This window comes from Psychrobacter sp. APC 3281 (genome assembly GCF_030407815.1).
Taxonomy (GTDB): domain Bacteria; phylum Pseudomonadota; class Gammaproteobacteria; order Pseudomonadales; family Moraxellaceae; genus Psychrobacter.
The window spans coordinates 121,029-146,826 of sequence record NZ_JASDCS010000007.1 but is presented as its reverse complement, the minus strand read 5'-3'; the positions used below and the strand labels follow the sequence as shown (position 1 = coordinate 146,826).

General features: G+C 42.8%; 25 protein-coding genes. 15 read left to right on the top strand and 10 right to left on the bottom strand.

The window, feature by feature from the left end; translation table 11 throughout:
• The first annotated feature begins 2 nt into the window (after positions 1-2).
• Both QL886_RS07590 and coaE read left to right on the top strand, forming a co-directional pair.
• Positions 3-902 carry an A24 family peptidase gene (locus QL886_RS07590; protein ID WP_290178315.1) on the top strand — a complete coding sequence of 300 codons (900 nt, stop codon included), beginning with the start codon at positions 3-5 and terminating at the stop codon, positions 900-902.
• Positions 903-1,043: 141 nt separating this feature from the next.
• Positions 1,044-1,730, top strand: a complete 687-nt coding sequence (coaE, locus tag QL886_RS07585) for a dephospho-CoA kinase (protein WP_290178230.1) — start codon at positions 1,044-1,046, stop codon at positions 1,728-1,730.
• Here the strand turns inward: coaE and rlmB are convergent.
• Both rlmB and QL886_RS07575 read right to left on the bottom strand, forming a co-directional pair.
• Complete coding sequence (rlmB, locus tag QL886_RS07580) at positions 1,693-2,463, bottom strand: 23S rRNA (guanosine(2251)-2'-O)-methyltransferase RlmB (RefSeq protein WP_290178229.1); 771 nt, start codon at positions 2,461-2,463, stop codon at positions 1,693-1,695. The genes coaE and rlmB overlap by 38 nt on opposite strands.
• Positions 2,464-2,684: 221 nt before the next feature.
• Positions 2,685-3,020 carry a pyrimidine/purine nucleoside phosphorylase gene (locus QL886_RS07575; RefSeq protein WP_057757729.1) on the bottom strand — a complete coding sequence of 112 codons (336 nt, stop codon included), beginning with the start codon at positions 3,018-3,020 and terminating at the stop codon, positions 2,685-2,687.
• Between the two features lie 765 nt (positions 3,021-3,785).
• Between QL886_RS07575 and recN the strand changes: the two genes are divergently transcribed.
• The 7 genes from recN (at position 3,786) to QL886_RS07540 (ending at position 9,259) form a co-directional block, all read left to right on the top strand.
• Positions 3,786-5,465, top strand: coding sequence for a DNA repair protein RecN (gene recN / locus QL886_RS07570; protein WP_290178228.1), 1,680 nt, complete (start codon positions 3,786-3,788; stop codon positions 5,463-5,465).
• Between the two features lie 167 nt (positions 5,466-5,632).
• Complete coding sequence (locus QL886_RS07565; protein ID WP_101204671.1) at positions 5,633-6,196, top strand: YqgE/AlgH family protein; 564 nt, start codon at positions 5,633-5,635, stop codon at positions 6,194-6,196.
• Between the two features lie 50 nt (positions 6,197-6,246).
• Positions 6,247-6,828 (top strand): Holliday junction resolvase RuvX, encoded by a 582-nt coding sequence (gene ruvX, locus QL886_RS07560; RefSeq protein ID WP_290178227.1) that lies wholly within the window; start codon positions 6,247-6,249, stop codon positions 6,826-6,828.
• Positions 6,829-6,914: 86 nt separating this feature from the next.
• Complete coding sequence (locus QL886_RS07555) at positions 6,915-7,409, top strand: hypothetical protein (protein ID WP_290178226.1); 495 nt, start codon at positions 6,915-6,917, stop codon at positions 7,407-7,409.
• A gap of 92 nt (positions 7,410-7,501) precedes the next feature.
• Positions 7,502-7,828, top strand: a complete 327-nt coding sequence (gene tusA / locus QL886_RS07550) for a sulfurtransferase TusA (RefSeq protein ID WP_290178225.1) — start codon at positions 7,502-7,504, stop codon at positions 7,826-7,828.
• Between the two features lie 66 nt (positions 7,829-7,894).
• Complete coding sequence (xerD, locus tag QL886_RS07545; RefSeq protein WP_290178224.1) at positions 7,895-8,833, top strand: site-specific tyrosine recombinase XerD; 939 nt, start codon at positions 7,895-7,897, stop codon at positions 8,831-8,833.
• Positions 8,834-8,893: 60 nt separating this feature from the next.
• Positions 8,894-9,259, top strand: coding sequence for a DUF3817 domain-containing protein (locus QL886_RS07540; RefSeq protein WP_290178223.1), 366 nt, complete (start codon positions 8,894-8,896; stop codon positions 9,257-9,259).
• A gap of 27 nt (positions 9,260-9,286) precedes the next feature.
• On the opposite strand, the gene QL886_RS07535 is transcribed toward QL886_RS07540, so the two are convergent.
• Positions 9,287-9,592, bottom strand: a complete 306-nt coding sequence (locus QL886_RS07535; RefSeq protein WP_290178222.1) for a PH domain-containing protein — start codon at positions 9,590-9,592, stop codon at positions 9,287-9,289.
• A 379-nt stretch (positions 9,593-9,971) separates the two neighbouring features.
• On the opposite strand from QL886_RS07535, the gene QL886_RS07530 reads away from it, so the two are divergent.
• Complete coding sequence (locus QL886_RS07530) at positions 9,972-10,580, top strand: methyltransferase (RefSeq protein WP_101204678.1); 609 nt, start codon at positions 9,972-9,974, stop codon at positions 10,578-10,580.
• A gap of 120 nt (positions 10,581-10,700) precedes the next feature.
• On the opposite strand, the gene lptG is transcribed toward QL886_RS07530, so the two are convergent.
• Both lptG and lptF read right to left on the bottom strand, forming a co-directional pair.
• Positions 10,701-11,909, bottom strand: coding sequence for an LPS export ABC transporter permease LptG (lptG, locus tag QL886_RS07525; protein ID WP_290178221.1), 1,209 nt, complete (start codon positions 11,907-11,909; stop codon positions 10,701-10,703).
• Positions 11,909-13,222: an LPS export ABC transporter permease LptF gene (gene lptF, locus QL886_RS07520; protein ID WP_290178220.1), complete on the bottom strand. Its 1,314-nt coding sequence runs from the start codon at positions 13,220-13,222 to the stop codon at positions 11,909-11,911. The genes lptG and lptF overlap by 1 nt, the downstream gene beginning before the upstream one ends.
• 493 nt (positions 13,223-13,715) lie before the next feature.
• Here lptF and QL886_RS07515 point away from each other — a divergent pair, with 493 nt between their 5' ends.
• From QL886_RS07515 to sstT, 4 genes are all read left to right on the top strand, one after another.
• A complete protein-coding gene (locus tag QL886_RS07515; protein WP_290178219.1) occupies positions 13,716-14,333 on the top strand; it encodes a cysteine hydrolase family protein in 618 nt (205 codons plus the stop codon).
• A 225-nt stretch (positions 14,334-14,558) separates the two neighbouring features.
• Complete coding sequence (locus QL886_RS07510) at positions 14,559-16,214, top strand: leucyl aminopeptidase (protein WP_290178218.1); 1,656 nt, start codon at positions 14,559-14,561, stop codon at positions 16,212-16,214.
• Positions 16,215-16,221: 7 nt separating this feature from the next.
• Positions 16,222-16,719, top strand: coding sequence for a DNA polymerase III subunit chi (locus QL886_RS07505; RefSeq protein WP_290178217.1), 498 nt, complete (start codon positions 16,222-16,224; stop codon positions 16,717-16,719).
• 294 nt (positions 16,720-17,013) lie between these two features.
• Positions 17,014-18,216, top strand: a complete 1,203-nt coding sequence (gene sstT / locus QL886_RS07500) for a serine/threonine transporter SstT (protein ID WP_290178215.1) — start codon at positions 17,014-17,016, stop codon at positions 18,214-18,216.
• A gap of 80 nt (positions 18,217-18,296) precedes the next feature.
• On the opposite strand, the gene QL886_RS07495 is transcribed toward sstT, so the two are convergent.
• The 4 genes from QL886_RS07495 to QL886_RS07480 all read right to left on the bottom strand — a co-directional run bounded on the left by QL886_RS07495 (position 18,297) and on the right by QL886_RS07480 (position 22,572).
• Positions 18,297-18,620 carry a chaperone modulator CbpM gene (locus QL886_RS07495; RefSeq protein WP_102083164.1) on the bottom strand — a complete coding sequence of 108 codons (324 nt, stop codon included), beginning with the start codon at positions 18,618-18,620 and terminating at the stop codon, positions 18,297-18,299.
• 100 nt (positions 18,621-18,720) lie between these two features.
• A complete protein-coding gene (locus QL886_RS07490) occupies positions 18,721-19,746 on the bottom strand; it encodes a DnaJ C-terminal domain-containing protein (RefSeq protein ID WP_290178214.1) in 1,026 nt (341 codons plus the stop codon).
• Positions 19,747-19,897: 151 nt separating this feature from the next.
• Entirely contained in the window at positions 19,898-21,952 is a 2,055-nt protein-coding gene (locus QL886_RS07485) for a DUF4105 domain-containing protein (RefSeq protein ID WP_290178213.1), read from the bottom strand.
• Between the two features lie 128 nt (positions 21,953-22,080).
• Entirely contained in the window at positions 22,081-22,572 is a 492-nt protein-coding gene (locus tag QL886_RS07480) for a DUF3015 family protein (RefSeq protein ID WP_290178212.1), read from the bottom strand.
• Positions 22,573-23,071: 499 nt separating this feature from the next.
• Here QL886_RS07480 and QL886_RS07475 point away from each other — a divergent pair, with 499 nt between their 5' ends.
• Positions 23,072-23,434 (top strand): septal ring lytic transglycosylase RlpA family protein, encoded by a 363-nt coding sequence (locus tag QL886_RS07475; RefSeq protein ID WP_057757673.1) that lies wholly within the window; start codon positions 23,072-23,074, stop codon positions 23,432-23,434.
• A 72-nt stretch (positions 23,435-23,506) separates the two neighbouring features.
• On the opposite strand, the gene QL886_RS07470 is transcribed toward QL886_RS07475, so the two are convergent.
• Positions 23,507-25,528 (bottom strand): ATP-binding cassette domain-containing protein, encoded by a 2,022-nt coding sequence (locus QL886_RS07470; protein ID WP_290178211.1) that lies wholly within the window; start codon positions 25,526-25,528, stop codon positions 23,507-23,509.
• Positions 25,529-25,798 lie beyond the last annotated feature (270 nt).

The window sequence follows — 25,798 nt, the reverse complement described above, 5'->3', positions numbered from 1 at the left end:
TGATGCAATTTATACAGTTACTACAAGAGAACCTTATCCTAGCTTTATTCGTGTTTGGCCTATTAGGTCTTTGTGTTGGCAGTTTTCTAAATGTCGTGATTCATCGCATACCATTGATGATGGTGTATGGTTGGAGACAAGAGTGTAGCCAGTTTATGTCTGAACAGGCAGATATGCCACGCGAGCATACGCTACCCATAGCAAATATTGTCGCTACTGACCAACCGATTACTTTAAGTCGCCCTGCCTCACGCTGCCCTCATTGCGCACATAAAATTAAGTGGTATGAAAACATCCCTTTAATAAGCTGGCTATTACTACGCGGACGCTGTTCAAGCTGCAAAGCGGCTATTGGACTGCGTTATCCTCTCGTTGAGCTAGTAACTGCCCTCCTGTCCGTGTTAGTAATATATAAGTTTGGGATAAATACTACAGGCTTGTCCGCATTGGTTTTAGTATGGACACTGGTTGCTCTAACAGGTATCGACTTTGACACACAGCTACTACCTGATCGTCTAACTTTTCCTTTAGCAGGCTTAGGGTTAGCGGTAAACTCACAGAGCTGGTTCGTCTCACCGACACAGTCGATATGGGGATTACTATTTGGGTTTTTATCACTATGGATAGTAGTCAAAGTGTTTTACTTAATTACTAAGAAACATGGAATGGGTCAAGGGGATTTTAAACTACTAGCAGTATTAGGTGCTTGGCTTGGACCTATGATGTTACCTTTGATTATTCTACTATCATCTTTACTTGGATCTATCGTTGGATTGATCTTGATGAAAAAACAAGGTGAAAGCCGACCTTTTGCCTTCGGACCTTATATCGCTATTGCAGGTATTGTTGCCCTATTATACGGCTCAGATATCGTCAGTTGGTATCTTGGTATGTATGTCTAATAACTGATAGCGTACCCTAGATTATTGTAGTAAGTATTATTGTAGGAAATTTCCGGCAGTGACTCATAAATAAAGCCTTAAAAGGCCGGTTGTGAGTTTAAAGCTGCATTCATTGTTCTATCTGTTAGATAAGCCATTATTATGTCAAAAAATACATCACACTCTTATTCACACCAGCCACAAACTACGCAACCAAAAAGCAATAAGCTCGTAGTTGGTTTGACGGGTGGTATCGGTAGTGGTAAATCTGCCGCTAGTGCTTGGTTTGCTGAGCAAGGTATCGATATTATTGATGCAGACGTGATCGCTCATGAGATTGTCGCTAAAGGCAGCGTCACTCTGCAGAAAATCCAGAAAAAATTTGGTGATTGGATACTGACGGATGAGGGTGTCATGGATAGGGCTGCTGTACGCACACACGTATTTGCAAATCCTGAAGCGCTGATTGAGCTTGAGGCTATCACTCATCCAGCGATACGTGAGACAGCAAAAGCACAGCTAGATGCTAGTACTTCACCGTATGTAATCTTGTCTGCGCCCCTGCTTATAGAGGCGGCAGAAGCAGGACTAGCCAATTTATGTCAACGTATTTTGGTCATGGATGCGACCGAAGACACGCAGCTTGCACGTGCCAGTCAGCGTGATGATCAAAGCATACAAAAGATTAAGGCCATTATGACCAATCAGCTGAGTCGTGAAGAGCGTAATCGTCATGCAGACAATGTCATACTCAATGAGAGCGACCTTGCCTCTCTATACCTACAACTAGAACCTTTACATCAAGAGTATCTTACGCTTGCCCAGCAGCTAAAGTTCGCTGGCGATTAACCTCATACAACGCCATGCCAGTAGCAACACTCACATTTAGGCTCTGTAGATTACCATGCTCGTTTCCTGACATTGGAATATAAACCAACTCATCACAGCTTTCCATTGTCAGGCGACGCATACCCTCTCCTTCTGAACCCATAATCATAGCGGTCTTGCCAGTTAGGTCAGCGGCATGTATTGGCTTAGCCTCTTCACTAAGTGCCGTACCAAATACGAAAACGCCTGCATTTTTGATTTGCGACAACGTGCGTGCCAAGTTCGTAACGCTGACGATCGGCATCATCTCTGCTGCGCCAACTGATACTTTAGCCACTGTTGGCGTCAGACTCGCTGCATGGTGTTTTGGACAAACCACTGCATCCACACCCATAGCCACGGCGGTACGTAGGCAAGCGCCAAAGTTATGTGCATCTGTGATTTGATCTAGTACCAATAACAAGCACTGTTCACGGCCAATAATAGTATCAAGCAAACCTTCATCAGTGAAACCTAACGGACGAGCATTGAGCACCACGCCTTGATGCTGCGGACTGCCACATAATTGCGTTAGCTTGTCTTTTTGGGTAGGTTGAATACTAATGCCGTTTGCTTCCGCTTCAGCCATGATAGCTTGTACATGACTGTCACTCTCACGTCCTTGCTGCACAAATAAGCTAAGACCATCAAGAGGACGATGTTCAAGTAACGCATCGATTGCATGAATGCCGTAAAAATAAATGGGTTTTGCCATAATAGGCCTACTAAATATAAAGTGGATATCGCACTAGGCGACGGGATAAAAGAAGATAACGTAGATTTTACGTGTCATAACCCATTGATGATGAGAGAACAGTAAACCAAACGTTAAAAAAGAAATAAACAATACCAATCCGATATTGTTTATTTTCTCGAAACACTAATGTGTGATAGAACAGGCGCTAGAATGAGAGCTCAAGCGCCCTATTAATAATATCAGCCTTCTAGATGACAGACATATTGAACAATTTCTTCAGTACGTAGGTTAAAACCGCTATTGCCTTCAACGACAAATGATTGACCTGCACGGTAGTAGCTGAATTCATCATCACCATTGATCTTCACTTCACACTCACCACTGGTGATTTCGATACGCTCAGAGGTGTTGGTGCTAAAGTGATAATGCTCAACCAAGTTGTCGCAAGGTAAGATCACGCCTAGCGTTTTATGGCGACCATCCTCAAACATAATGGTATGGCTTGAGCAGCGACCATCATAAGATACTGTCGCTTGGGCATTAACTGTTACGTTAGTAAATTGCGCCGCTGTCATAGTGGCTTCCTTATCAAATAATTATGGCAAAACTAAAAAATAAGTAACGGGTTAAAGTACCGACAGAGTTGCACTGGGCTTCAAATACGCAACCAGTAAGCAAACACGCCTGCTTTAGGCACCTTATCCCTCTATAGTAGATATCTGCGCGCTAAAGATAGCCACAGGTTCTATGAAAACGCTTTTGAATAATGATCGAGTGGCATGTTTTTTACCACTATACGCCTACAATTTTACAAAATTATGACTCGTTATTAGGTTGCATCGCGCATCAAACGCGTAAGAAGAGTTTATCATTATGTGAGATTATGCTACCACATTATATCTATAAAGTTTGTTAAAGCGACTAGGAAAATTCTATTCGATGGCAAGTATCTACCCGTTCGTTTAATATTCATTTGGTATTTTTCTAGGCGGATACTAGACCATTATTTTAGGTATATTTTTATCATTATCAGTCAAAATACTTCTTCGCATACTATGCTTATCTTTAGATATCCAATGACCCTAATGATTAACATCATAGATATTATGTTGATGATTTATTGTCAGTTTTTAATAGTTTTATGGTAATCTCCCAATAATAAATTCTGTTATACCTCGTCTTAAAGTTTGTATTTACGCACATTTAACACCATACTATTTGCCTACAATATTTATCTAATTAGCAAGTTTAAATAGATATTTTCACTTCCTTATTTACCCTATTTATAGATGGCTTCCTAAGATTTATATGATGTCCATTGTCTGTCCTGAGAGGCGTTGATGCTAGTATCGTTAACTTTACATCAGTTTGCGTTGATTGCTCAGCATGAGCTGAGCGTGGCTGAAGGTTTTAATGTCATCACTGGTGAAACAGGTGCTGGCAAGTCGTTATTGCTAGATGCACTATCACTGTGTGTCGGTGAGCGAGCAGACAGTGCGATGGTCAGGCATGGCGCCGTGCATGCAGATATCTACGCTCAATTCGATGTAGAAAATAACAGCGTCGTCGCTGAGTGGTTTGCTAAAAATGAGCGACCGCTAGAAGAGCCTGAAGTACTTATTCGTCGACAATTAAGCAATACTGGTCGCTCAAAAGCATGGCTAAATGGTTCACCGGTTAGCTTAGCGGAGCTAAAGAGTTTAGGCACTTTACTGGTCAATATACATAGCCAACATGCTCAGCAAGCATTGCTCAAGCCGCAATTTGTGGTGCAATGGCTTGATGAGATGGCACAGATAACATCGCTAGCCACCCAAACTGCCAGTAGCTATCAAGCCTATCAGCAGCTAAAACGTCGCGCGGACGACATCGCAAGTCGCGAAGCCCAGCGTCAAGATCGTATTCAGTTGTTGCAGAGCCAATTAGCAGATATTGCGCCGTTATTGGCTGTGGATTATGCAGAAGTTGAATCTGAACACGAAGAGCTCTCCAATATTGAAGCCTTAATGCAAGAGGCCAGTCATGGTCTGCACTTGCTCGACAATGATACCGATGAGCCAGACGTCATGACCTTACTCGGGCAAGCGATTAAACTCTGTGACAACCAAGTAAGCGTCAGTCAAACGTTTGAACAAGCTTCTGAACAGCTCCATCTAGCACAGCAGCAAATCACTGAGGTGACTGCCCTGCTATCAGATTACGCCGAACAGCAGCTACCTGATCCTGAACGTTTGCAAACATTAGACAACCTAATCAGCTTGGGACATCGTCTGTCACGTAAGCATAGCTTGCCAGCAAGTGATTTAATTGATGAAGCAAAAGGTTGGGAGGCGCAATTAGAGCAGCTAGAGAACGAGCCAAGCAGTGATGCAATGGCAGCGCAAATTGAGCAGGCTTGGCAAGACTATCTCGCTCTGGCGACACAGTTAAATAAAGAGCGCACAAAAGCTGCCCCGGTAATTAGTAAGCAACTCATCAAACAATTACAACCGCTTGCGCTACCTAATGCTCGCTGTGAATTTGTCTTTACCAAAAAAACCGAACCTAGTCAGTACAATGCCCAAGGTTGTTTTGATATTGACTTATTATTCAGCGCCAATGTCGGTATGCCAATGCAGCCTCTACACAAAATCGCCTCAGGTGGTGAACTTTCACGTATGGCGCTCGTGATGCAAGTACTACAAGCGACCAATGCTGATAACAATGCCGCCAAGCCTATGTTGGTATTTGATGAAGTTGATGTCGGTATCAGTGGCGGTACTGCGCAAGTGGTTGGCGAGCTGCTACGCTCACTTGGGCAAACGCAGCAATTGCTAGCCATTACACACCAAGCACAAGTCGCGGCGCAAGCGCATCAACATATCTTGGTACAAAAGCACCATCAAGAACAGACCGAAAGCGAGCTACTCATACTGACCAATAGTGCGCAAGTAGACGAGCTAGCGCGTATGTCTGGTGGTGTCATTATCACCGATGTCACGCGCGATCATGCCCGCAGCTTATTATCCGATGTTAAATAACTCTCTACCTGACCTATCTGCCGTTAAATAATCATTCGTTTTCATCAAAACGGATAGTTATTTGAGTCTGTATGATGGTCAGTAGCAATTAGTGCGAATCTTGCTTTTCTATTGATTATCACCATATAGTGGTCTTTCACCCTTATTATTAGGTTGCGTTTGTTTCTATGTCTAAAACCAATTTGACCCATCATTTTTTGATTGCAGCACCAGAGCTGTCAGACCCGAGGTTTGAGCAGGCACTTATATATATTTGCCGTCATGACAAGCATGGTGCGCTAGGTCTGATGGTCAATCGCCCGCTTGAGCAATCTCGCGTAGGTAAGTTGCTAGAAGATTTGGATATTGAAGTGACCAATCCACAGGTGATGGAGGATGTGGCATTAGAAGGCGGCCCTATGTATCCTGAGGTTGGCTTTGTGCTGCATACTGGTCAGCCGGAATGGGCGTCTTCTTTTGCTATTTCAGAGAACGTTTGCATCACAACTAGCCAAGATATTCTAAAGCGTATCGCCGCAGGGCAAGGTGTTGGTCACTATCAGCTGTGTCTAGGTCATGCCAGCTGGGGCAAAAAACAGCTAGACCAAGAGCTGAGTAATGGTGACTGGTTAGTCTGCCCTGCTGATCTGAATTTATTATTTGATACACCGTTTGAAGAACGCTGGCAAATTGCAGCCGACAAAATCGGAGTCAACTTTGACTACCTTAGTAGTGACATAGGTCATGCGTAATCTCATACGCTCTGCGAATTTAGATAAAGACATAAAGGACACCCATTACTATGGTAGATAGCACTTTTACAGCCAATAGCACAGACCCTATAGATAATGACATTGATATTGGTGTTGATACTCTCGATAACGATAGCAATAGCACTACTGAAACTATTGAGCCAGAAGTAAAGCCGCATCTTATCTTGGCGCTAGATTACGGCGTCAAAAAGATGGGTATGGCGCTCGGTAATACCATTACGCAGACAGCGCGTGCCTTTGACATATTGGCGATGAATAACGGTCAGCCAGATTGGGACAATCTAATTGGTATCATCAAAGTCTGGGGCGTGGCACAAGTCGTGGTTGGTCTACCGCTTAATATGGATGGCACTAGCTCTATGCTCTCAAAACGAGCGCACAAATTCGCTCGTCGTCTGGCCCATAGAGTGATGGAGCAACATCTACCAGTGATCGTATCACTGTGTGATGAGCGGCTAACTTCAATCGAAGCAAGAGAAATCGCATGGGACAATGGTTGGATCAAAAACGAACGCGACCCAATCGATGATATCTCCGCTTGTATTCTGATATCGACCTATTTTGCTGATCCTAATAGCAGTATCGCTATCGATGCAATCAAAGCAGAATAAAGCAGCCAAATAGGTAAAAGACACGTGTGCGGCTATAACGCCACTTCGATACATCGTACCTCTTAACGGATAAATGACTGATTACTATGACCACTGTCTCAGACCAACCCTCGCAACATACGTCACAGCATGGTTTTGCTCCACTTGCTATTGCCCGTATTAAAGGCGCACAGCGTGCCAACCAAATAGCGATCTATCTCATTTATGCGGCTATTTTTGCATTTGTGGTCTTTGGCACGATTGCTAGTATCAAAGCATTCCATGATAACCAGCTGCTTTATCAGTTATTTTATAATTTACCCTACGCCCTCGTAGCCCTCACGATACCCATTACTATTTATGATGCATTGGTCGTTTATCGTTATCGCTTAAATCAACCGTCGATGATTGCCATGAGTATTGGCGTATCGACCCTTATATTGGTTGGCGGATTAATTTTTGCCGATACTGCATGGTTAGGGCTATCTTGTTGGCTGGGCGTGGCATTTTTATTTAAAGTAAGCTTTAAGCGATTTTTTAACTTTTTAGAAGTAGCTGATGTACCTGAAGTCGACGAAGAGGCTGAAAGTACTGAAGCATAGAAGACATACAAAGTACGCCATGATAAGTACTTAAGCAAACTACTTACCCTACTCGTCCTCCAACCCACTTATTTAGCTTTACGATAATGACTATGACCACTTCGATACCAGACACGCCTATCCACCATCATTTAGATACTCAAGGGCTGATCTGTCCTGAGCCCGTCATGATGCTACATCGCGTCATTCGCAAAGCAGATGGCGGTGAAGTGATTGAAATATTGGCGACAGATCCGGCTACCACGCGCGACATTCCGAATTTCTGTCGTCATTTGGGTCATGAGCTAATCGGTCAAGAAACACTGGCTGAAAACGTAAGCTTAGACGCTGATTCTGACGAAATCACCATCGATAGCGATGATGATACGCCTGCAAGCGTGACGCTATATCGTTATCTGGTTAAGAAAAAAATGGCATGATAAGTTTGACGTTATATTCATAACTTTCTGTCATTGCTAACTTAACCCCTACCTGAGTATCGTCCTATGAGCCGTGATCGTGCCGTGCAACAGCGTCAACCTAAAGCATTAGCGGTCGATGATGAGCCAGCTTATATGACTGAGTTTCGTCAAGCCATGCTGGCACGCGGTCTAGCGACGCGTACTCGTAATGCGTACGTCCGTGACCTACGCTCTTGTGAGCTGACCAATTCTATCGCCCTGACACGTTGGCAGCCTGATGATGTGCTGCATTGTCTGTCGCTCGTTGCTCAAGATGGCAAAACTCCACGTACCCAAGCACGCATGCTCTCAAGCTTGCGTCAGTTTTATCTATGGATGATTGCCAGTAATCTGCGTGAGGACAATCCTTGTGAGCGTATTAAAAGCCCAAAACTCGGACGTCCGCTGCCAAAAGACTTAGCTGAGGCTGACGTCGATAATCTACTTGCCGCACCTGATACCAGTACGGCACTCGGACTGCGTGACAAAGCAATGCTAGAAGTTTTATACGCCTGCGGCCTGCGAGTGAGTGAGTTGATTAACCTCTCATTAGAGCAAGTGAATCTAAACTCAGGCTGGTTACAAATCACGGGTAAAGGGAATAAAACGCGACTGGTGCCCCTCGGCGAATATGCAGCGGATGCATTGGAAGATTACCTGTCTCATGGGCGTGGAGACTTGATTGCTCATTTAAAATCGGGCAATTGCCAAGCGGTATTTTTGACGGCGCAAGGTGGCTATATGACGCGGCAGAACTTTTGGTATCTACTTAAGAAGTACGCCAAAGTTGCCAGTATCGATAAAGAATTATCCCCGCATACGCTACGTCACGCCTTTGCCACACATTTGCTCAATCATGGTGCAGATTTAAGAAGTGTGCAGTTATTGCTAGGACATAGCGATTTGTCCACCACGCAAATCTATACTCATGTAGCAACGGCAAGATTGCAGAAATTACATGCGGAGCATCACCCACGTGGGTAGCCTTGCCATATGGGCAGCATTGAAATCTAATATTATTGATGATTGTAAAAGGAATATATCGTGTCGCAAGCTCAACCGTCTACCTTAACAAAGAGTCAAAACTCTGCACTTAGAAACCTCACTATCATGGGTTATTTAGAAGGTACATCTTTTCTATTGTTACTTGGTATCGCGATGCCACTCAAGTATATGTTCGATATTCCAGAAGCAGTAAGCTATGTCGGTCCAGTGCATGGGGTATTATTCGTTGCTTATGTCATGGTATTAATCATCACCGCGAGCAGAATAAAAATGCCACTGTGGGCGCTACCTGCGGGGGTGCTCGGCTCGTTTTTGCCATTCGGACCATTTATATTTGATCATTTATTAAAGAAGAGTTTGGGGGAGTGGTTTCAAAAAAAACTCAATATCAGGAACGATGTATAACTGAATCCGGCTAACGATAATACCATTCTATTCGCCTGCTGTATCTATCACTATTTTGGGATTACGTGCTCGTATTTCTTGATAAAAACTTGCTCTATCTTTCGGTGATATCAATACTTCTTTGTTCCGATATTCTATTTTAATTCTATCCAGTGATAGTGCTGGCGCAGAACTCATACTTCGAGTCGGCGTAATATAGGTGATATCTGTAATCTCAATTTTTTGAACAGAGAACCCACTATCTACTTGTAGTTGGTCATTCGTTAATATGTACTTAGTACCGAAAAAAGGGATGAGCATTAGTGCTGCAAAAGGTATGAGAATAACCGTCATTAATATAGTTTGTATGAGGGATTTGTGAGCACCTCGCTTCCACTGCCATAATGGAACAGACACAGTAAATAAACTCAAACTCCAAAGTAACAGTGCAAGCCAGAAGTCTACTTTGGATACGAATATAATGTCTGGCATAAATAATACTTAGAGACTATTAGGTTAAATTCGATTCTATATCAAGCGATGCCTCTTATCTAATATCTCTAGCATTTTTTCTTAAAAATTTTTGCGATACAGCAAAATGCAGTTCTAGAAATAGATAGCTGCAAACCCATCCTTTTCTCGTTACAATACCCTTATTAAAGTGCGTCATGATATACATGCTGCCTAAATGGGCTGCGCACTACCTTTTACCTATCTATTATCCGAGAATCCCATGAGCCATAGACCACCTGCTGACCTATTAAAAAATGCCGAACACTGGCGCGAAGACATTAACTTTCGCCAAGAAGTGCTGGGTAAGCCGTTTGATTTTGCGACCACATGGGGCATTTTTTCACCGCAAAAACTCGATGACGGTAGCTTGATGCTGCTTGATTATGTGGATTTTGAGCAAGATGATGACTCGATCGATTTGGGCTGTGGTTATGGCGTACTTGGTATGACGGCAGCACGTGAATGTCCAAATGGTCAGCATACGCTGATTGATAAAGACTTTATGGCGGTAGAATACGCACGCCGTAACTGTGAAAAAAATGGTCTAAACAATGTCGATGTACATTTATCAAATGGCTTTAATCATGTGGCAAAAGACAAAGACTTTAGCCTTGTGATGTCAAACTTGCCAGCCAAAGTGGGTAAAGAGCAGCATTATTTATACTTCCTCGATGCCTATGCACGCATGCGTAAAGGTGGCCGTTTTTATGTCGTCACCATCAACGGCCTGCGCCAATTTGTGAAACGCTCGTTTACCGAAGTATTTGGTAATAGCGACAAAATCAAACAAGGTAAAACCTATACAATTACGATGGCGACCAAAGACTAGTTTTAGCTTTGCCTGATTGAGTTTCGGCCATTTAAACTGAAGCTTAAATTGAAATCGACATAAAAAAGCACACTAAATTAGATTTAGCGTGCTTTTTATTTTGTATGATTAACTATCATCTTACATCTGGCGTTTTATCAAATATCCGCCTAATAGCGCGCTGCCGATAATCGGCAATAGAACCATAAGCATTGGTGAAAAGCCTGTCGCCAGCGATACAAATCCGACTAAGTCCTGAATATAGCTAAATAGTAGACCAAACAACAACGCCACGACGATACGCAAGCCTAAGCTGTGCGTCCGTAGCGAGCCAAAGACAAACGAGCAAGCAACAATCACCAGCGACAATATCGATAATGGCGATAGTAGCTTTTGCCAAAATGCGACTTCATGATCTAAAGAGCGATTGCCCTGTTGGCGCATAAACGTGCGATGCTCATAAAGCTGCGTCAATGACAAATCCTCTGCCTTACGCGTCAGCAGATACACAGACTCTGGGGCAAAGGGTAAGCTTAACGTATCTGATGGTGAAATGGCTTGGCTACTCTCAAAGCCCTGATTGATGGAAAGCTTGACCATATCATTTAGCTGCCACTCGTAACGATACTGCTCGCTTGGCTTTTCACTGTTCACATCAATTGGTTCACGGCCAGTATATTTCCCACCTTCCGCATGGACAGCAGTTTGTAAATTACCGTTGTTGTCCAAATGCCAACGTTTCACCTCGCCAATATTGCCCGCGACATCAGCATAATCGATATATAAAACATCGCTACCATCAGGTTTAGCACTGCCATCTTCTGCGGTTTCGAATCGTGGCTGTATCGTCCAGTAGCCGCGTACTGATGTGACCAGTGAGGTACTGTCTTCATCATTAATCTGTTTTGCCAACTGATTAGAAGACGGTAAAACGAACTGGTTGATAGCTAATGCCAACAGTACAAATATCAAAGCGGGCTGCAATACCCAACCGACGATACGATAAATACTGACCCCAGCCGCGCGCATGACGACCAGCTCGCTTTTATTGGCCAGCAAACCTAACCCTATGACAGCACCAAGTAATGCACCCGTTGGGATAAATTGCTCTAAAAAGTAAGGCGAACGATAAAAGATATATTTGAGCGCCTCGCCCATGGTGTAGTTATCATCTAACGAATCAAGCTCTGATAAGTAAGAAAAAATCAGCTGCAACGCCCACAAACCAATGACAGCAGCGATAATAGCCAATAGAGCGTTGAGTTTGACATAGCGACTAAGGACTTTTAGATTGGCAGGTTTTTTGGCCAATTGATTAGACTTGGCTGACTTAGCAAATAAAGAGCGCATTAAGACTGCCCTCCTTGTGAGCTGTTGTTCTGATTATCTATGTCGCTAACTGAATTAGTGGCAGCGGCTAGCCTGTTTTCTTGTTTGCGAAAGCGCAGTCGATGTTGCACGCGGCTGCCCCAATTCATATAAAGTGCCAATGCCATAAATCCTAAAATAAGCCATGCATATGCCCATACGCTGATGCTGTCTTTGCTCACTGCGTTTTTGAGCGAGATGATACCTAATGCACAGCTGACAAATAATAAGATAGAAGGAAACAAGCGCAGCCAACGTCCTTGACGCGGACGCACTTGCGCCAGTGGCACGGCCAACATAGGCGCGATAATCATTAGCCATGGTAGCGCCAAACGATAGCCAAGCTCACCTTGTGCAGCACGCATTGCACTATTCGTGCCTGATGGTGAGCTACTCGTAGCGGCTTGCCATAATGGTTCAATCTTTTGCGTTTCAATATTGTCTTCGGTGATAACTTCCTGTGAAGACTCAGTCAAGGTAATGCGATAACGATCAAAAGCGACTTGATTATATTTGAGACTGCCTGCGCCAACTTCGTAACGACGTCCTTGGAACAAATCCAACTGAGTCACGCCGCTATTGCCAGTATCTACTTGCTCAGCACGCTTAGCCAGCGTGATAGTGTCTTTGCTAATGTCCTTTGCACCACTATTTATAATGTCTTTTGGGATATCAGAAATGCCAATTTGTTCGGCCGTCTCGCTGTCAATCGTATTATTCATATCAGTAGCAGTGGCACTAGCATCGACATCTTCAGCAGTACTACCTTTTTTCGCAGGTTCAGATTGGATCAAGATCACATCTTGCAGTTTTTTCTTATCATCGCTGAGACTACCCACGTATAAATGATAATTACCGCTACTAATAAACTCGTTCGGACGAATCAAATCAAACGCACTGGTCAATGCTTGCTGCTGCCAGACAGCTTCAGACGAGCGAACGCCCCAAGGCTTGCCGACGATAGATAGTGCCGCCTCACCAACGAACAGCGCCAATATTAATGGTGTCATCAATCGAGCAAGCCTACCTCGAGACACGCCACTAGCATTGATCACTGCCATTTCTTGATCAACATACAAGCGACCAAATACCAGCATCAAAGCGATAAAGAATGCTAACGGTAAAATGAGCTCTAAAAAATACGGTAGGTTATACCCAATGATAGTAAACAGTAGGCTGACGTCCAAACGACCTTCAGCAGCGATGCCAAAATAGCGTATCAAACGACCGCCAAGCATCATCACTACCAAAAACCCCAACACTAAGGCAGTGGTCGAGGCAACTTGTTGTGTCATGTAGCGGCGTAATATCACAATGGGTACTCTTAAACGGTTGGTATGCGCGCGATTGATGATGAGCTTATTGAATATTTAGGTCATACGAAGACATATCATCAGCATGATATGGGTCATTTACATACTCAAATAACGGTAAACGTTACTAAGCGACTGGTTAGTCATACTCAATAAACACAAGCGACAGATATAACCGCTAATGCTAGCATGTTTTGCCCAAAAATGGCTGTGAAATGTGTTTGAAAACATTACCTACACCTTGCTGAGAGCGCATTATTGACAGTAAGTAACAAATATAGCAAATATTGGATAAACAATTGATAAAACCTTAAATTACATCGAATTGATAGCATTTATAGCGTTAAGTTTTTGCTTTATTTATTTTAGAAAGGTTTGTTTGTCATTCGTATCATCGAACATTTATCTCTGTTATTAATTGCTAGACTGACTGATAGAAAAATATACTTATATAGTCAAACGGAGAATAATACTAATGAATAAAACGACCTCTACACCTTCTACCCTACTTGAACTCGCTGGCGGCACATTCGATGCGCTTGACTGGTCAAATAGCGCGCTTGTTCTTATCGACTATCAAAATGAATATGTCGATGGTGCTATGCCATTAGGGGACGCTGGGGCAAAAGCCATCGCCAATGCACGCCTAGTACTCGATAAAGCACGTCAGCAAGATTTACCTATTTTCCACATTACCCATCATGGCGCAGAGAATGGCAATGTCTTTGACCCTTTATCAGCTAACGTTGAGATCGTCGAACAGCTGCAGCCGCAAGATGGCGAAACAGTAATTGCCAAAAAGCATCCGAATGCCTTTTATGATACGCAATTACAATCATTAATCTCAGCAGCAGAAAAAAAGCAGATTATTTTTGCGGGTTTTATGAGTCATATGTGCGTCAGCTCAAGCGTCCGCGCCGCATTTGACCTAGGTTTTGATAGTTTTGTCTGCCATGATGCCTGTGCCACTCGCGACCTACCTAGCGCTACTAGAAAACCGATAAGCGCTGAAACCATGCATGATACTGCCATGGCAGCACTACAAGACAGATTTGCCGCGATGGTAACGACCGATGAATTGGTCAATGGTTAGTATGTTGGCCTCATCGAAAAATGATAATGTAACCGCTAAACCATAGCGTAAGTTAGCACAGCATAATAATTCAAACGTATTACCTAAGCCTTGCTAACTGCGCACGATTATCGCAATATGCTACACTACTGTGATTGCTCGATAGACCAAATAATTTAATAATCTGACAGGTATAAGCAGACATACAAATCCTGCAATTTTCATAACTCTAATAAGGATAACTATATGAATATCAAATTATCTCAGCATTTACCAAAGACCCATACGCAAAAAATCCTGAAAAAAGAAGCCAAAAGTAAAGACGATGCTTGTCTGGTTGTATTGGTCGATGACAAGAAAAACATTCTGGCTGAATCTGTGCTGACCGAATATACCACTCGTATTGAGCAGCTGATTGAAGTATCACATTTTAAGGGTACTACCTGTGAGACTGTTGCTGACTATGCGCTGGCAGGTGATAAAAAAACCACTAAGCAAAACCCTGTACAATTGCTGTTAGTCGGTGTGGGTAACACTGATAAGTTCAACAACACCGTACTGCAAAAAATCGCCAATACTATTTATAGCAGCACTCAAAAACGTGTGTCTTCTATCACTGTTGCCTTGGGTGATGCACTAGAAGAAAATCATTTTGGTCAATTTGCCCTTAATCTGTTGGCAGCGAGCTACCGCTTTGATAAATATAAATCTGAGCAAGCCACGCCTGTATTGACTGATGTTTACCTGTTAGCTGATGAGTCACTACAGCCTGCACTTGCCTTTGCTCAGTCAGTATTTGCTGGTCAGAGCCTCACTCGTGATGTGGCCAATGAGCCTGGCAATATCTGCTTCCCAGCTTATATGGCTGAACAAGCTCAAGAACTTGCAAAAACGTATCCTGACCTATTAACCGTGAAGGTACTAGGTGAGGACGAGATGTCAGCGCTAGGTATGCATTGCTTCTTGGCCGTTGCACAAGGCTCTACCAAAGAAGGTAAGCTGGTGCTCATGGAGTACCGTGGCAAATCAGAATTTAGTTCAGATGCAGGCACTACCGAGCAAACCACTAGCAACGCAAAAGCGAGTGGTCTAAAGGCATTGGCGGATAAACTACCAACCAAAAAGTCAGCTAAAAATACAAGCAAAAATAGCAATGACAATGCACAAGCGGCCAATGACGACGCACCTATTGTATTAGTCGGTAAAGGCGTGACCTTTGATTCAGGCGGTATCTCAATCAAGCCAGGTGCGGCGATGGATGAGATGAAGTTTGATATGGGTGGTTCGGCATCAGTACTTGGTACAATCAAAGCGTTGTGCGAAGCGCGTCTACCAATCAACGTCGTTGGTGCGCTAGCCTGTGCTGAAAACATGCCATCAGGTGATGCAACGCGTCCAGGCGATATCGTTAAAGCAATGAATGGTAAATCAGTTGAAATCTTGAACACTGATGCTGAAGGCCGTTTAGTACTAGCAGATACCTTGTGCTATGTGCAGCGTTATCAGCCAAAAGCCATCATCGATGTTGCCACTTTGACTGGCGCTTGTGTGGTTGCACTAGGCCATGTTCGTTCAGCTGTATTTAGTAATGATGAAGATGTGCTGTTTGATTTAGAAAATGCAAGTAACCTATCAGGCGATCTTATCTGGCATATGCCTTTAGATGATGAATATCAAGCTCAGCTTGATTCACCAATCGCTGATATGCAAAACATTGGTGGTAAAGGTGCTGGTGCGGTAACTGCCGCTTGCTTCTTATCGCGCTTCATTGAAGAAGGTCAAGCATGGGCGCATTTAGACATCGCTGGTACTGCATGGAATTCAGGTAAAGATAAAGCAGCCACTGGCCGTCCTGTACCATTGTTTATGCAATATCTAAAAAACAGCGCAGAGATGGCTTAATCCATTTATGAAAATTAGTTTTTATGTATTAAGTGAAAGTAAGGCCCAAGATTTCTTGGGCTTTATTTGTCAGCTGACTCAGACGGCGCTTAACAAAAGCGCTCAGTCTTTGCTGATTTTAATTGAAGATGAGACATTACTAGCAAATCTAGATACGGCGCTTTGGGCACAAGAGTCCACGAGTTTTATACCGCATCAGTGTCTTTCTGATAATGACCATAAAAGTACCAATGATAGAGGTACTGATGATAGCAACATCAACATTGTTACTCATAAGTTATTAGCGCCTGTACTGCTAGGCAATCATATGCCAGCAGATTTTAACGGTATCGTGCTCAATACGACGACACGTCCCGTCAACGATTTTATGGCTGCTACTAATAATTCAAAACCCTCTCGAGTCCTTGAGCTGATCCAACCTGATGCCACAAGTACACAAGAAGGTCGCAATAAATATAAGGCTTACCAGCAATTAGGTTACGAGCTGACCCACTTTAAAGTATAGCTTTACCGTTTATTTTCCTCTTACCTTTTACAGCGAAATCTCTTCCTAACCTATATATTACTACCTATATCGCTGCTTTTACTCTCCTATAAATGAGGTATTCTGAGTAGCGAGCCCTTGCCTATAAGTGCTGCATTCTTTTTATACTAGTTGTATAACTCTACTACCCCTCTATTTGCACGCAACAGCTACTGCTATGAGCGGTATGCGAATATGTCAAAAAATGCTACCATCCTTCGATAAATTTTCTGTTGTGACAATTCACTTACTTTTAACGGACTTGAGGGTGTACAGATGCGTTCATTAATTGCGATGTATCAGCGTATAGGGCTGGTGCCGCTTATTATTATTGGTTTGGTGTTAGGGGTATTGATTGGTTGGCTAGCGCCAAGTGTCGGCACCGCCATAGGGTTGCTTGGTACACTCTTTGTCGGCGCACTAAAAGCAGTCGCTCCCATCCTAGTATTTATTCTGGTTATGGCAGCCATTAGTCAACATCGCAGTGGCAATGAAGTCTACGTAAAGCCGGTGCTTATCATGTATATGTTCGGCACTTTTTTGGCAGCGCTAACAGCAGTCGGTGCTAGCTTTTTGTTCCCGACAGAGCTGGTCTTGATCAACGCCGATATCGCACAAGTACCACCTGCCGACTTAAAAGAAGTTTTGACAAACTTGCTCATGAACTTGGTTGCTAACCCTATCAATGCAATCGCTGAAGCCAACTACATTGGTATCTTAGCATGGGCAATTATTATTGGTTTTGCACTGCGCCAAGCCAGTGATACTGCTCGCAATGTCGTTGGCGATTTCGCTGATGCCATCTCACAAGTGGTTAAATGGATTATTGCTTTAGCCCCATTTGGTATCTTAGGCCTAGTCGCTAGCACGGTTGCTGAGACAGGCTTTGCTTCTTTGGCAGGCTACGCGCGTATCTTAATGGTATTAATCAGCTGCATGTTATTCATTGCGTTGGTCGCAAATCCGCTTATCGTTCTTATTAAAACCGGTAAAAATCCTTATCCACTCGTGTTCAGATGTCTGCGCGAATCAGGAATTACTGCCTTCTTTACACGCAGTTCAGCGGCCAATATTCCAGTCAACATGAACCTTGCCCGTAAGCTTGGATTGCATGAAGACACTTATTCAGTGACCATTCCACTAGGTGCCACCATTAACATGGCGGGTGCTGCGATTACAATTAACGTCTTAACGCTTGCTGCTGCTCACACATTGGGTATCGAAGTGACGTTTGCATCAGCGCTGCTACTCAGTCTGGTTGCTACGATTAGTGCTTGCGGTGCTTCTGGTGTTGCTGGTGGTTCGTTGCTATTGATTCCACTTGCTGCTAGCTTATTTAGTATTCCAAATGATATCGCGATGCAAGTGGTTGCGATTGGCTTTATCATCGGTGTGATTCAGGATTCAGCTGAGACTGCCTTGAACTCTTCTACTGATGTATTATTTACAGCAGCAGCTGATCCGACGTATTCGCGTTAATTTCTGCTGAAGTTTTTTATATAGATATAAAAAAAGGGCCTTTAAAGGGCCCTTTTTTATACGGTATTTTACTGTTTTGGTTACTTTAGATTGTCTATATCGACTTCGATGACTGGTGTTTGCTGCTCTATCTGACGTTTAAGTTGGCGAAGTTGCTCAACCTCATCTAACAACTCAAGTATCAAACCAATTGCTGGTACGCTGGCTTCAAAATCACGACTCAATCGCGATGCACGGCGCACTGTCGTCAACTGATAACCAGTAAATTTTTCATGCTCTGGTACATCATATTCAATGATATTTTCTTCGATTAATTCGATGACCCATTGGCGCTCTTGGCCACAGGCAGAGACCAGTTCATCTAAGCTCATGATGATGTCTGTAAATTCAGTCGAGTGGTTCATAGCTATTATCCTCGTGTTCTCTTTATTTCATCGGTATCGTGTTCATCTCTGCTATTCGTCTATTACTTCAGTAATAAGTAACGGTTATTCATAATCTCGTCTAACGACTAATATTGATATCAGCAAAGGCTTGTTTTAGCTGCTCATAAGCCTGTATCGACGCATCACTACTGACATCAGGATTGACGATATTTAGAGTTAGATACAGGTCACCTGCTTGCTTGGCAGGGATACCTTTTCCTTTGAGACGTAAATTACTACCGGACTTGCTGTTCTTAGGAATGGTCACACCAAGCGTACCTGCTGGCGTACTGACATTGATTTTTTCACCCAACGCCGCTTCCCACGGTGCAATATTCACAGTTTGATAAACGTCTGCGCCTTCTATACGAATATTGGCATCATGACGAATTTTAACTTTCAAAAACAAATCGCCATTTTTACCATTACTGCTACCAGCAGCACCTTGCCCTGCTAAACGAATTTGCTTACCATCAGTGATACCTTTAGGAATTTTGATCTTAAGGGTTTTATTGTCGTAGTCGACATTGCCATTGGGCTGACGAACAGGGACGTTTAACTTAATGCTGTAGTCGTCGCCACTATAGACTGAAGATAAATCAACGGTAATCTCGGCATGCTGATCTTGACCTTTGCTATCTTGCGTCCCAAAGCCGCCACCAAATTGATCGAAGCCGCTGCTTTGAGAGCGACTGCCGGTTTGCCCACCAGTTGACCCACGTGCGCCGCGACCAAATGCTGAAAAAATGTCATCGAAGCGAAAACCACCATCACCAAAAGCCTCACCGTCACCAAACTGATCTTTGATATCTTCCCAGCGAAAACCACCTTGACCCGCACCAGTTTGCCCATTGCTCCCAAACCCACTTGATCTACTTTGACCCGCGAACGGATTATTGAGCATAGCGTCATATTCAGCGCGCTTTTCTTTATCTCTGATCGTTTCATAAGCGTTGTTTATTTCTGCAATTTTATTATCAGCGTCTGGATGATCACTGACATCGGGATGGTATTGACGAACGAGCTTACGGTATTTTTTTTTGATATCAGCGTCTGAGGCGTCTTTTTCGACCCCTAAAATGTCATAGTAGTTTTTCTCTGCCATGTTATTTTCCCCAAAATAAAAACATATTAGTGGTATCAGTCTGCCAATTTCAAACGATACGGTATAAACGGCTACTAGATTCTGCTATAGCAGTTTTTGTAGCCTACTTATCATCATAACAATAATTACAACAAACACCGTTATATAAATATTACCAGTAGTGATGCCAAGCGACTGCAGCATCGATCTTATCTGAATCACCTATCACTACGCTATTATCGGCCATCACAGTGTCTGAATATGTCATTATAAGTCTGGCGTCGTTATTCTTTGATAGCTGCTGGCGTAATGTCAATTTGGCAACATCAATAGCAGCACGCCCTTCTCGCTTTGAAGTGATGTAAGACAATTCAGCACTTTGGTTATTACGTTTCATACGTAAGCCAAGCTCAATACCGATATCTGCGTGTTTATCTTGATCATGGACCGTCGCATTGACCATACTATAGCCAAGTATATGCTTACCAAACTTAGCGCCTGCGCCAACGCTAGCTTGTGCGTAAGGGCTATGTCGATTGCCAGTAAACATGTCTGTACGAGCGCCTGTTTTTAGTTGCCAAGACAGTTTAGGTTCGCCTGATAATGGTTGTCTAAGATCTTCAATCTGCTGCATGTCTAAAAATACGAAATCCGTCAATGTCCATTGATGCGCATCAAAGCTATAACCCAGTGACGCTTTTACGGCTTCAAAACGTTTATCAATATCCGTATGAGCGTTAAGTGGGTCTTTTACAAATAGCGATAAACCAACTTCTGCCCTCTCCTCAGATAAAACGACGGTAGTCTGCGTGGTTTTATTGCTCAATGCTGGAGAGGGTTTGTTCGGTACAGTTAGCTGAGCCAAACCATTGCTAGCTGGTAGCGCAAAACGCTGACTGAGCAATTCGCTTTTGAGAGCTCGCTGCTTCGGTGTATCGTCTTGGGTGATTTTATAAGTACGGTGCAAGATCAAAAAATCAAGCGCAACCGCTCTATCGTCTGAGTTTAAAGTAGCAAGCGGGGCAGTGTTTTCTGTACGAATGACAGAGTTTATGATGGCTTGTATTGGCTTAGATAATTGTACAAACTTCTCGCGCAGCTGCGTTTGTTCAGAGGGCAAATAGCGTACTGAAGACACTAATGAATCATCGCCGTTGTCGTGTTCTAATAGCTGATCGAATACATAATCTGGCGCATACCAAGGACCTACTCGCTCAGTCGTTTTTATGTCGCTTATCAGCTCAAGTATCTCTCCTGAGCGATAACCACAATTTTGTTTGATAAAGTAATAGTCAAATCGAGCAGACTTTGCTTCGTACAAATGATAGTTCAATAATTGTGTTTCAAAGGTATCTAGATTGAGCACGTACTCCCACATATCACGTTGCTCGTTCTTGGAGTATACCGCGTCTTGTTTAAAAAATTCCGTCTCTGAAAATCCAGCATCATAAAACCCAAATAGTCCTTTTAGCGCGTACATCGCACCGTTCTCATTTTCTGGAATACGAGCGCCGAAGTTGTATGAGTTATTAAGTAAGTCCTCGCTAGATAGCTCTCTGACATCACTGTTCGTATTATTTGCATTGTTTATAGGCGTATTGGTTTTGACCAGTACATGACCAAATGAAGAAGCTGGGTTTTTTAGATAGCTGCTTACTAGGATCAGGCTTATTTCTTGATTTGCATCGGGTAATTTTGAGCAGTTTTTGAGATCGACGTTCAGCTCTGGTAAATGATGATTAAGCCATAAATATCTGGCTGGATACTTACAAACTACGCCCTCATTATTTATTTGCTCTATCGTTGCTATAAGCTCTGCATAGGGATCAAAATTGCGTTTCGAACGAGGCTTAGGATTGGTTAAATAAAAATCTGGTGAGATGACTTCAGCCTTGCCATTTTTATAAAACAATAAATGTTGCCATTGGGAGTGCTTAGCCAATGATTTTAGTTTTATGGGGTCAATAGCGGTATCTTTTTGAGAGTTCCGGTTTTGCTCTTGTATCTGCGAGTCAGTGAGTCGTTGTACGCTTGGCTCAATATCTGGCAAGTTCTCGCGATCACTTGAAGTCATATCTACTGCGATAGACGAAGCATTACTAGAAGAGAATTTATTTTCTTTATCTACTGTTACTGGATCTGAAGCATAGGCATTCGTTTCATCAACTTCCGCATTGCAAATAGTCGTTGCAGCCAAGCAAGCCACCCATAAAAACATTTTTTGCATTTTATTTAGATACCATAAATACATGAGCAATAAAAAACACGTAAGCACTAGGTTTACGTGTTTTTATCATTAAATTATCAAAATTTTGAGTATTAAACTTAATACTTAATACCTAATACTTTCAATATTTAGATAGTACAGCTTTGCTTAACGATGCTAAATAGCGTCTCAGCATTTTGATCTTGCGTAGCAGTACGATAGGCAGAAGTCTGAGTATATTGACCATACTGTGCGCGTACGCTAGCGGCTGAATCACAGTTAGCAACACTTTGTAGTGCAGATAAATGAGCACCTTGGCCTGAAGCTAAGTCTTTTTCCACACTTGGGAATGCTTCTTTGATCAAAACAGCCGCTTTAACATTGCCACCTTGGCAAGTTTCAGGAGACATAGAATTAGAAGTCGCAGCGGTAGTACCCCAATCCCAAGTCACGTTAGAGATAATAGCAAGGATAGGACTTGAATTACCGAACAAAGCACCACCAATACCACATTCTTTGTATACTTGCTCAATCGTACGACCAGTCTCTACTTTTTTAAATTTAGAGCCAAGATCAGCATTCGCTGTACTAAACGGAATCATTGCCGCGACAACTGAAGCGAACGCAATTTTTTTCAACATAAAACTTCCTCGAAAGACGATAAAAAATAGATTATTTGATAAAAGATCAAACTTATCATGAGTACATTTGATAGATACTCTAGAATAATGTTTAACCTTATGCATTCTACAAAATAGTAAGAATATAGCAAGGTTTTTTTACATTATATTATCTATTTCTGAATAGCGTTTCGTAACGATAATTATGCTATATCGATAGATTTGGTCTTTATATATTCCCTATTTATATTACGTTGTTAGCTTTCCGATATTTTGTCGACTTCTTTATGAGAATCACTCTTTATAAGACTAGTTTTAGTACCTACGTCATCATTATTCTTGCTAAAAAATAGCTATTTTCCCTTAAAAAACAGGTATTTGACCTCATGAGTTTTTTACACGGCAGTAATAATATGACAAGCTAGCTCTTGTAGAATCCCCTATTATTCATACTCATAGGGAGTATAGATAACGTAGGCAAGAGCATCTGTCTATTTTATTAATTGCTTAAAGGTATTAAATGTCTTATTTAATCAAGTCTTTGGTTGTCACTTTATCGCTACTACTTAGCACCACAGTTTTTGCAGCCAATACCAGTTATTACGGTAGTAAGTTCCATGGCAAGCGCACAGCGAGTGGCAGTATCTTCAACATGAACTCTTTAACCGCTGCACATCGCACGTTACCGTTCGGCACGAAGGTACAAGTAACCAATCAAAAGACAAAGCAGAGCGTCGTTGTAAAAATCACGGACAGAGGACCTTTTATTAGAGGTCGTATCCTTGATTTATCAAAAGCCGCTGCTGGTGAAATAAACTGTCAGCTTTGTACGACCACGATGGAAATACTGTCGTACGGTGATGGCAAATATCGTAAGGAATAATGTAATAAAAAAGGGATGGCTTATGCCATCCCTTTTTTATGTCTGCTTATATCACTAACTAACTATAACGCTTTATGCAAACTTAGCTTCCATCTCTTCTAAAGTCGTCATTGACAGTAGTAACTTCTCTTCATTATCACTATGCTGCTGCTGTAGCGCTGTTTGCTCATTGAGCAATATAAGCAAGTCAGACTTACGGCTCTCTTCGTACAGATCTGTATCAGCCAGTTTTTCTTCAAGCGTGACAAGCTGCTTATCAATCTTAGCTAGTGTCTTTTCTGTTTCCTCTATCTCACGGCGGATAGGTGCTGTCATTTTACGCTGTTCAGCCGCTAGCTTACGCTGCTCTTCTTTACTAAGTGCAGGCGTCGCAGCTTTACTATTTGACGAGTTATCAGATGCTTTATTACTTGCTTGACTATTATCTGTTTCACGTGAAACAAACTTCTTACTCTCTTTTTTACTTTTTTTCTTACCGGCATTCTTATCTGATGCGTTCTCTTGCTTGCGCTTCTCTGCTAGCCACTTACCATAGTCACCAATGTCGCCATCGAACTCTTCGATGATGCCATCATGTACCAGATACAGCTCATCACAGACATTGGCAATTAGTTCTCGATCATGCGAGACCAGTACCACTGCGCCCTTAAAACCTTGTAAGGCGATAGTTAATGCTTGACGCATTTGTAAGTCTAAATGGTTAGTAGGCTCATCGAGTACAAGGACGTTTGGACGTTGCCAAACGATCAGTGCCAAGGTCAAACGCGCACGCTCACCCCCTGAGAATAGCTCGCTTGGTGTATCAATACGCTCACCGCGGAAGTCAAAGCTACCCAAGAATGAACGTAGCATCGCATCAGAGGTTTTACCTGCGAGGCGACGTAACATCTCTATAGGCGTTGCTTTGGCATCTAGGATATCCATTTGATGCTGATTGAAATAGCCAAGCTTTAAGGTATCCGAAACACGATACTTTCCTGTTAGTACGCCAAGCTCACCGACTAATGCTTTAATCAGCGTTGATTTACCAGCGCCATTCATACCCAATAAGCCAAGACGGGTGTCAGGGGTTACCTGTACATTGGCATTGTGTAGAAGCGGTGTCTCACCATAGCCAATATCTGCGTTGGTCAGCTCAATCAGCGGTGAGCTCATGTTTGCAGGCTCGTAGAACTGGAACGAGAAAGGATTGTCAGCCATCATTGGTGATAGCTCTGCCATGCGCTCTAACTGCTTAATACGGCTCTGTGCTTGCTTAGCTTTACTGGCTTTAGCACGGAAACGACGAATAAAGTCATCCAAATGAGCCTTTGTCGCTTCTTGCTTTTCAAACGCTTGCTGCTGCTGCGCCATACGCTCGTGACGGGTACGAATAAACTGCTGATAGTTACCAGTATATAGAGTAATTTTTTGCTGCTCTACATGCAAGATATGACCGACGGTTGCATCTAGAAATGCCTGATCATGCGAGATGACGATGACCAGACCCATATAGGCATTGATCCATGTCTCAAGCCACAGGATAGCATCCAAGTCCAAATGGTTGGTTGGCTCATCGAGTAACATCAAATCAGCACGGCTCATCAAGGTTTTGGCGAGGTTTAAGCGCATACGCCAACCACCAGAAAACCCTTCTACTGGCAGTTCATGCTGGCTAGTCTTAAAACCAAGACCTGCCATAATTTGTGCCGCTTTGGTCGGCGTACGATATCCGTCGATTTCATCGAACTGCTGGTGTAGCACACCAATTTGCTCATCACTGACACTGCTCAAATCATTTAGCGCAGCATTAATTTCATACCACTGCTCATCACCGCTCAATACATAATCGATTGCAGACTGCGTCGTAGCACCAACTTCCTGTGCCATGTGCGCCACATGCCAGCTATCAGGAATACTGACTTCACCTTTATCAAGGGTGACCTCTGTATCGCCTGTACCCATCTGCGTCAGTAACAGCGCAAATAAAGTAGATTTGCCTGTGCCGTTGTTGCCCGTCAGTCCAACTTTGTGACCTGGATGAAGCTGAAAGCTTGCACCTGCAAACAATTCACGACCATCACGGCGAACACCAACGTCTTTAAATTCGATCATATAATTTCTTCATCTCAACAATAATATAGATATAGGGCAATAAGAAACACACATAGGGTATGCCAACTGGCGGCTATTATTTCAAACGCTTGCCCCATAGGCAAACAATTAAATAACTATTTCAAAACTAAGTATTTATTATGCTAAACCCCTTAAGTTGCACAAGCGACTCTTGAGCTCATACATGGTTGTTACTATTATAAAGGTTATGGCCGTAAAATACCGTAATATGACTAATAAGCTTTAAGACTGTCTAATATTATTAAGTAG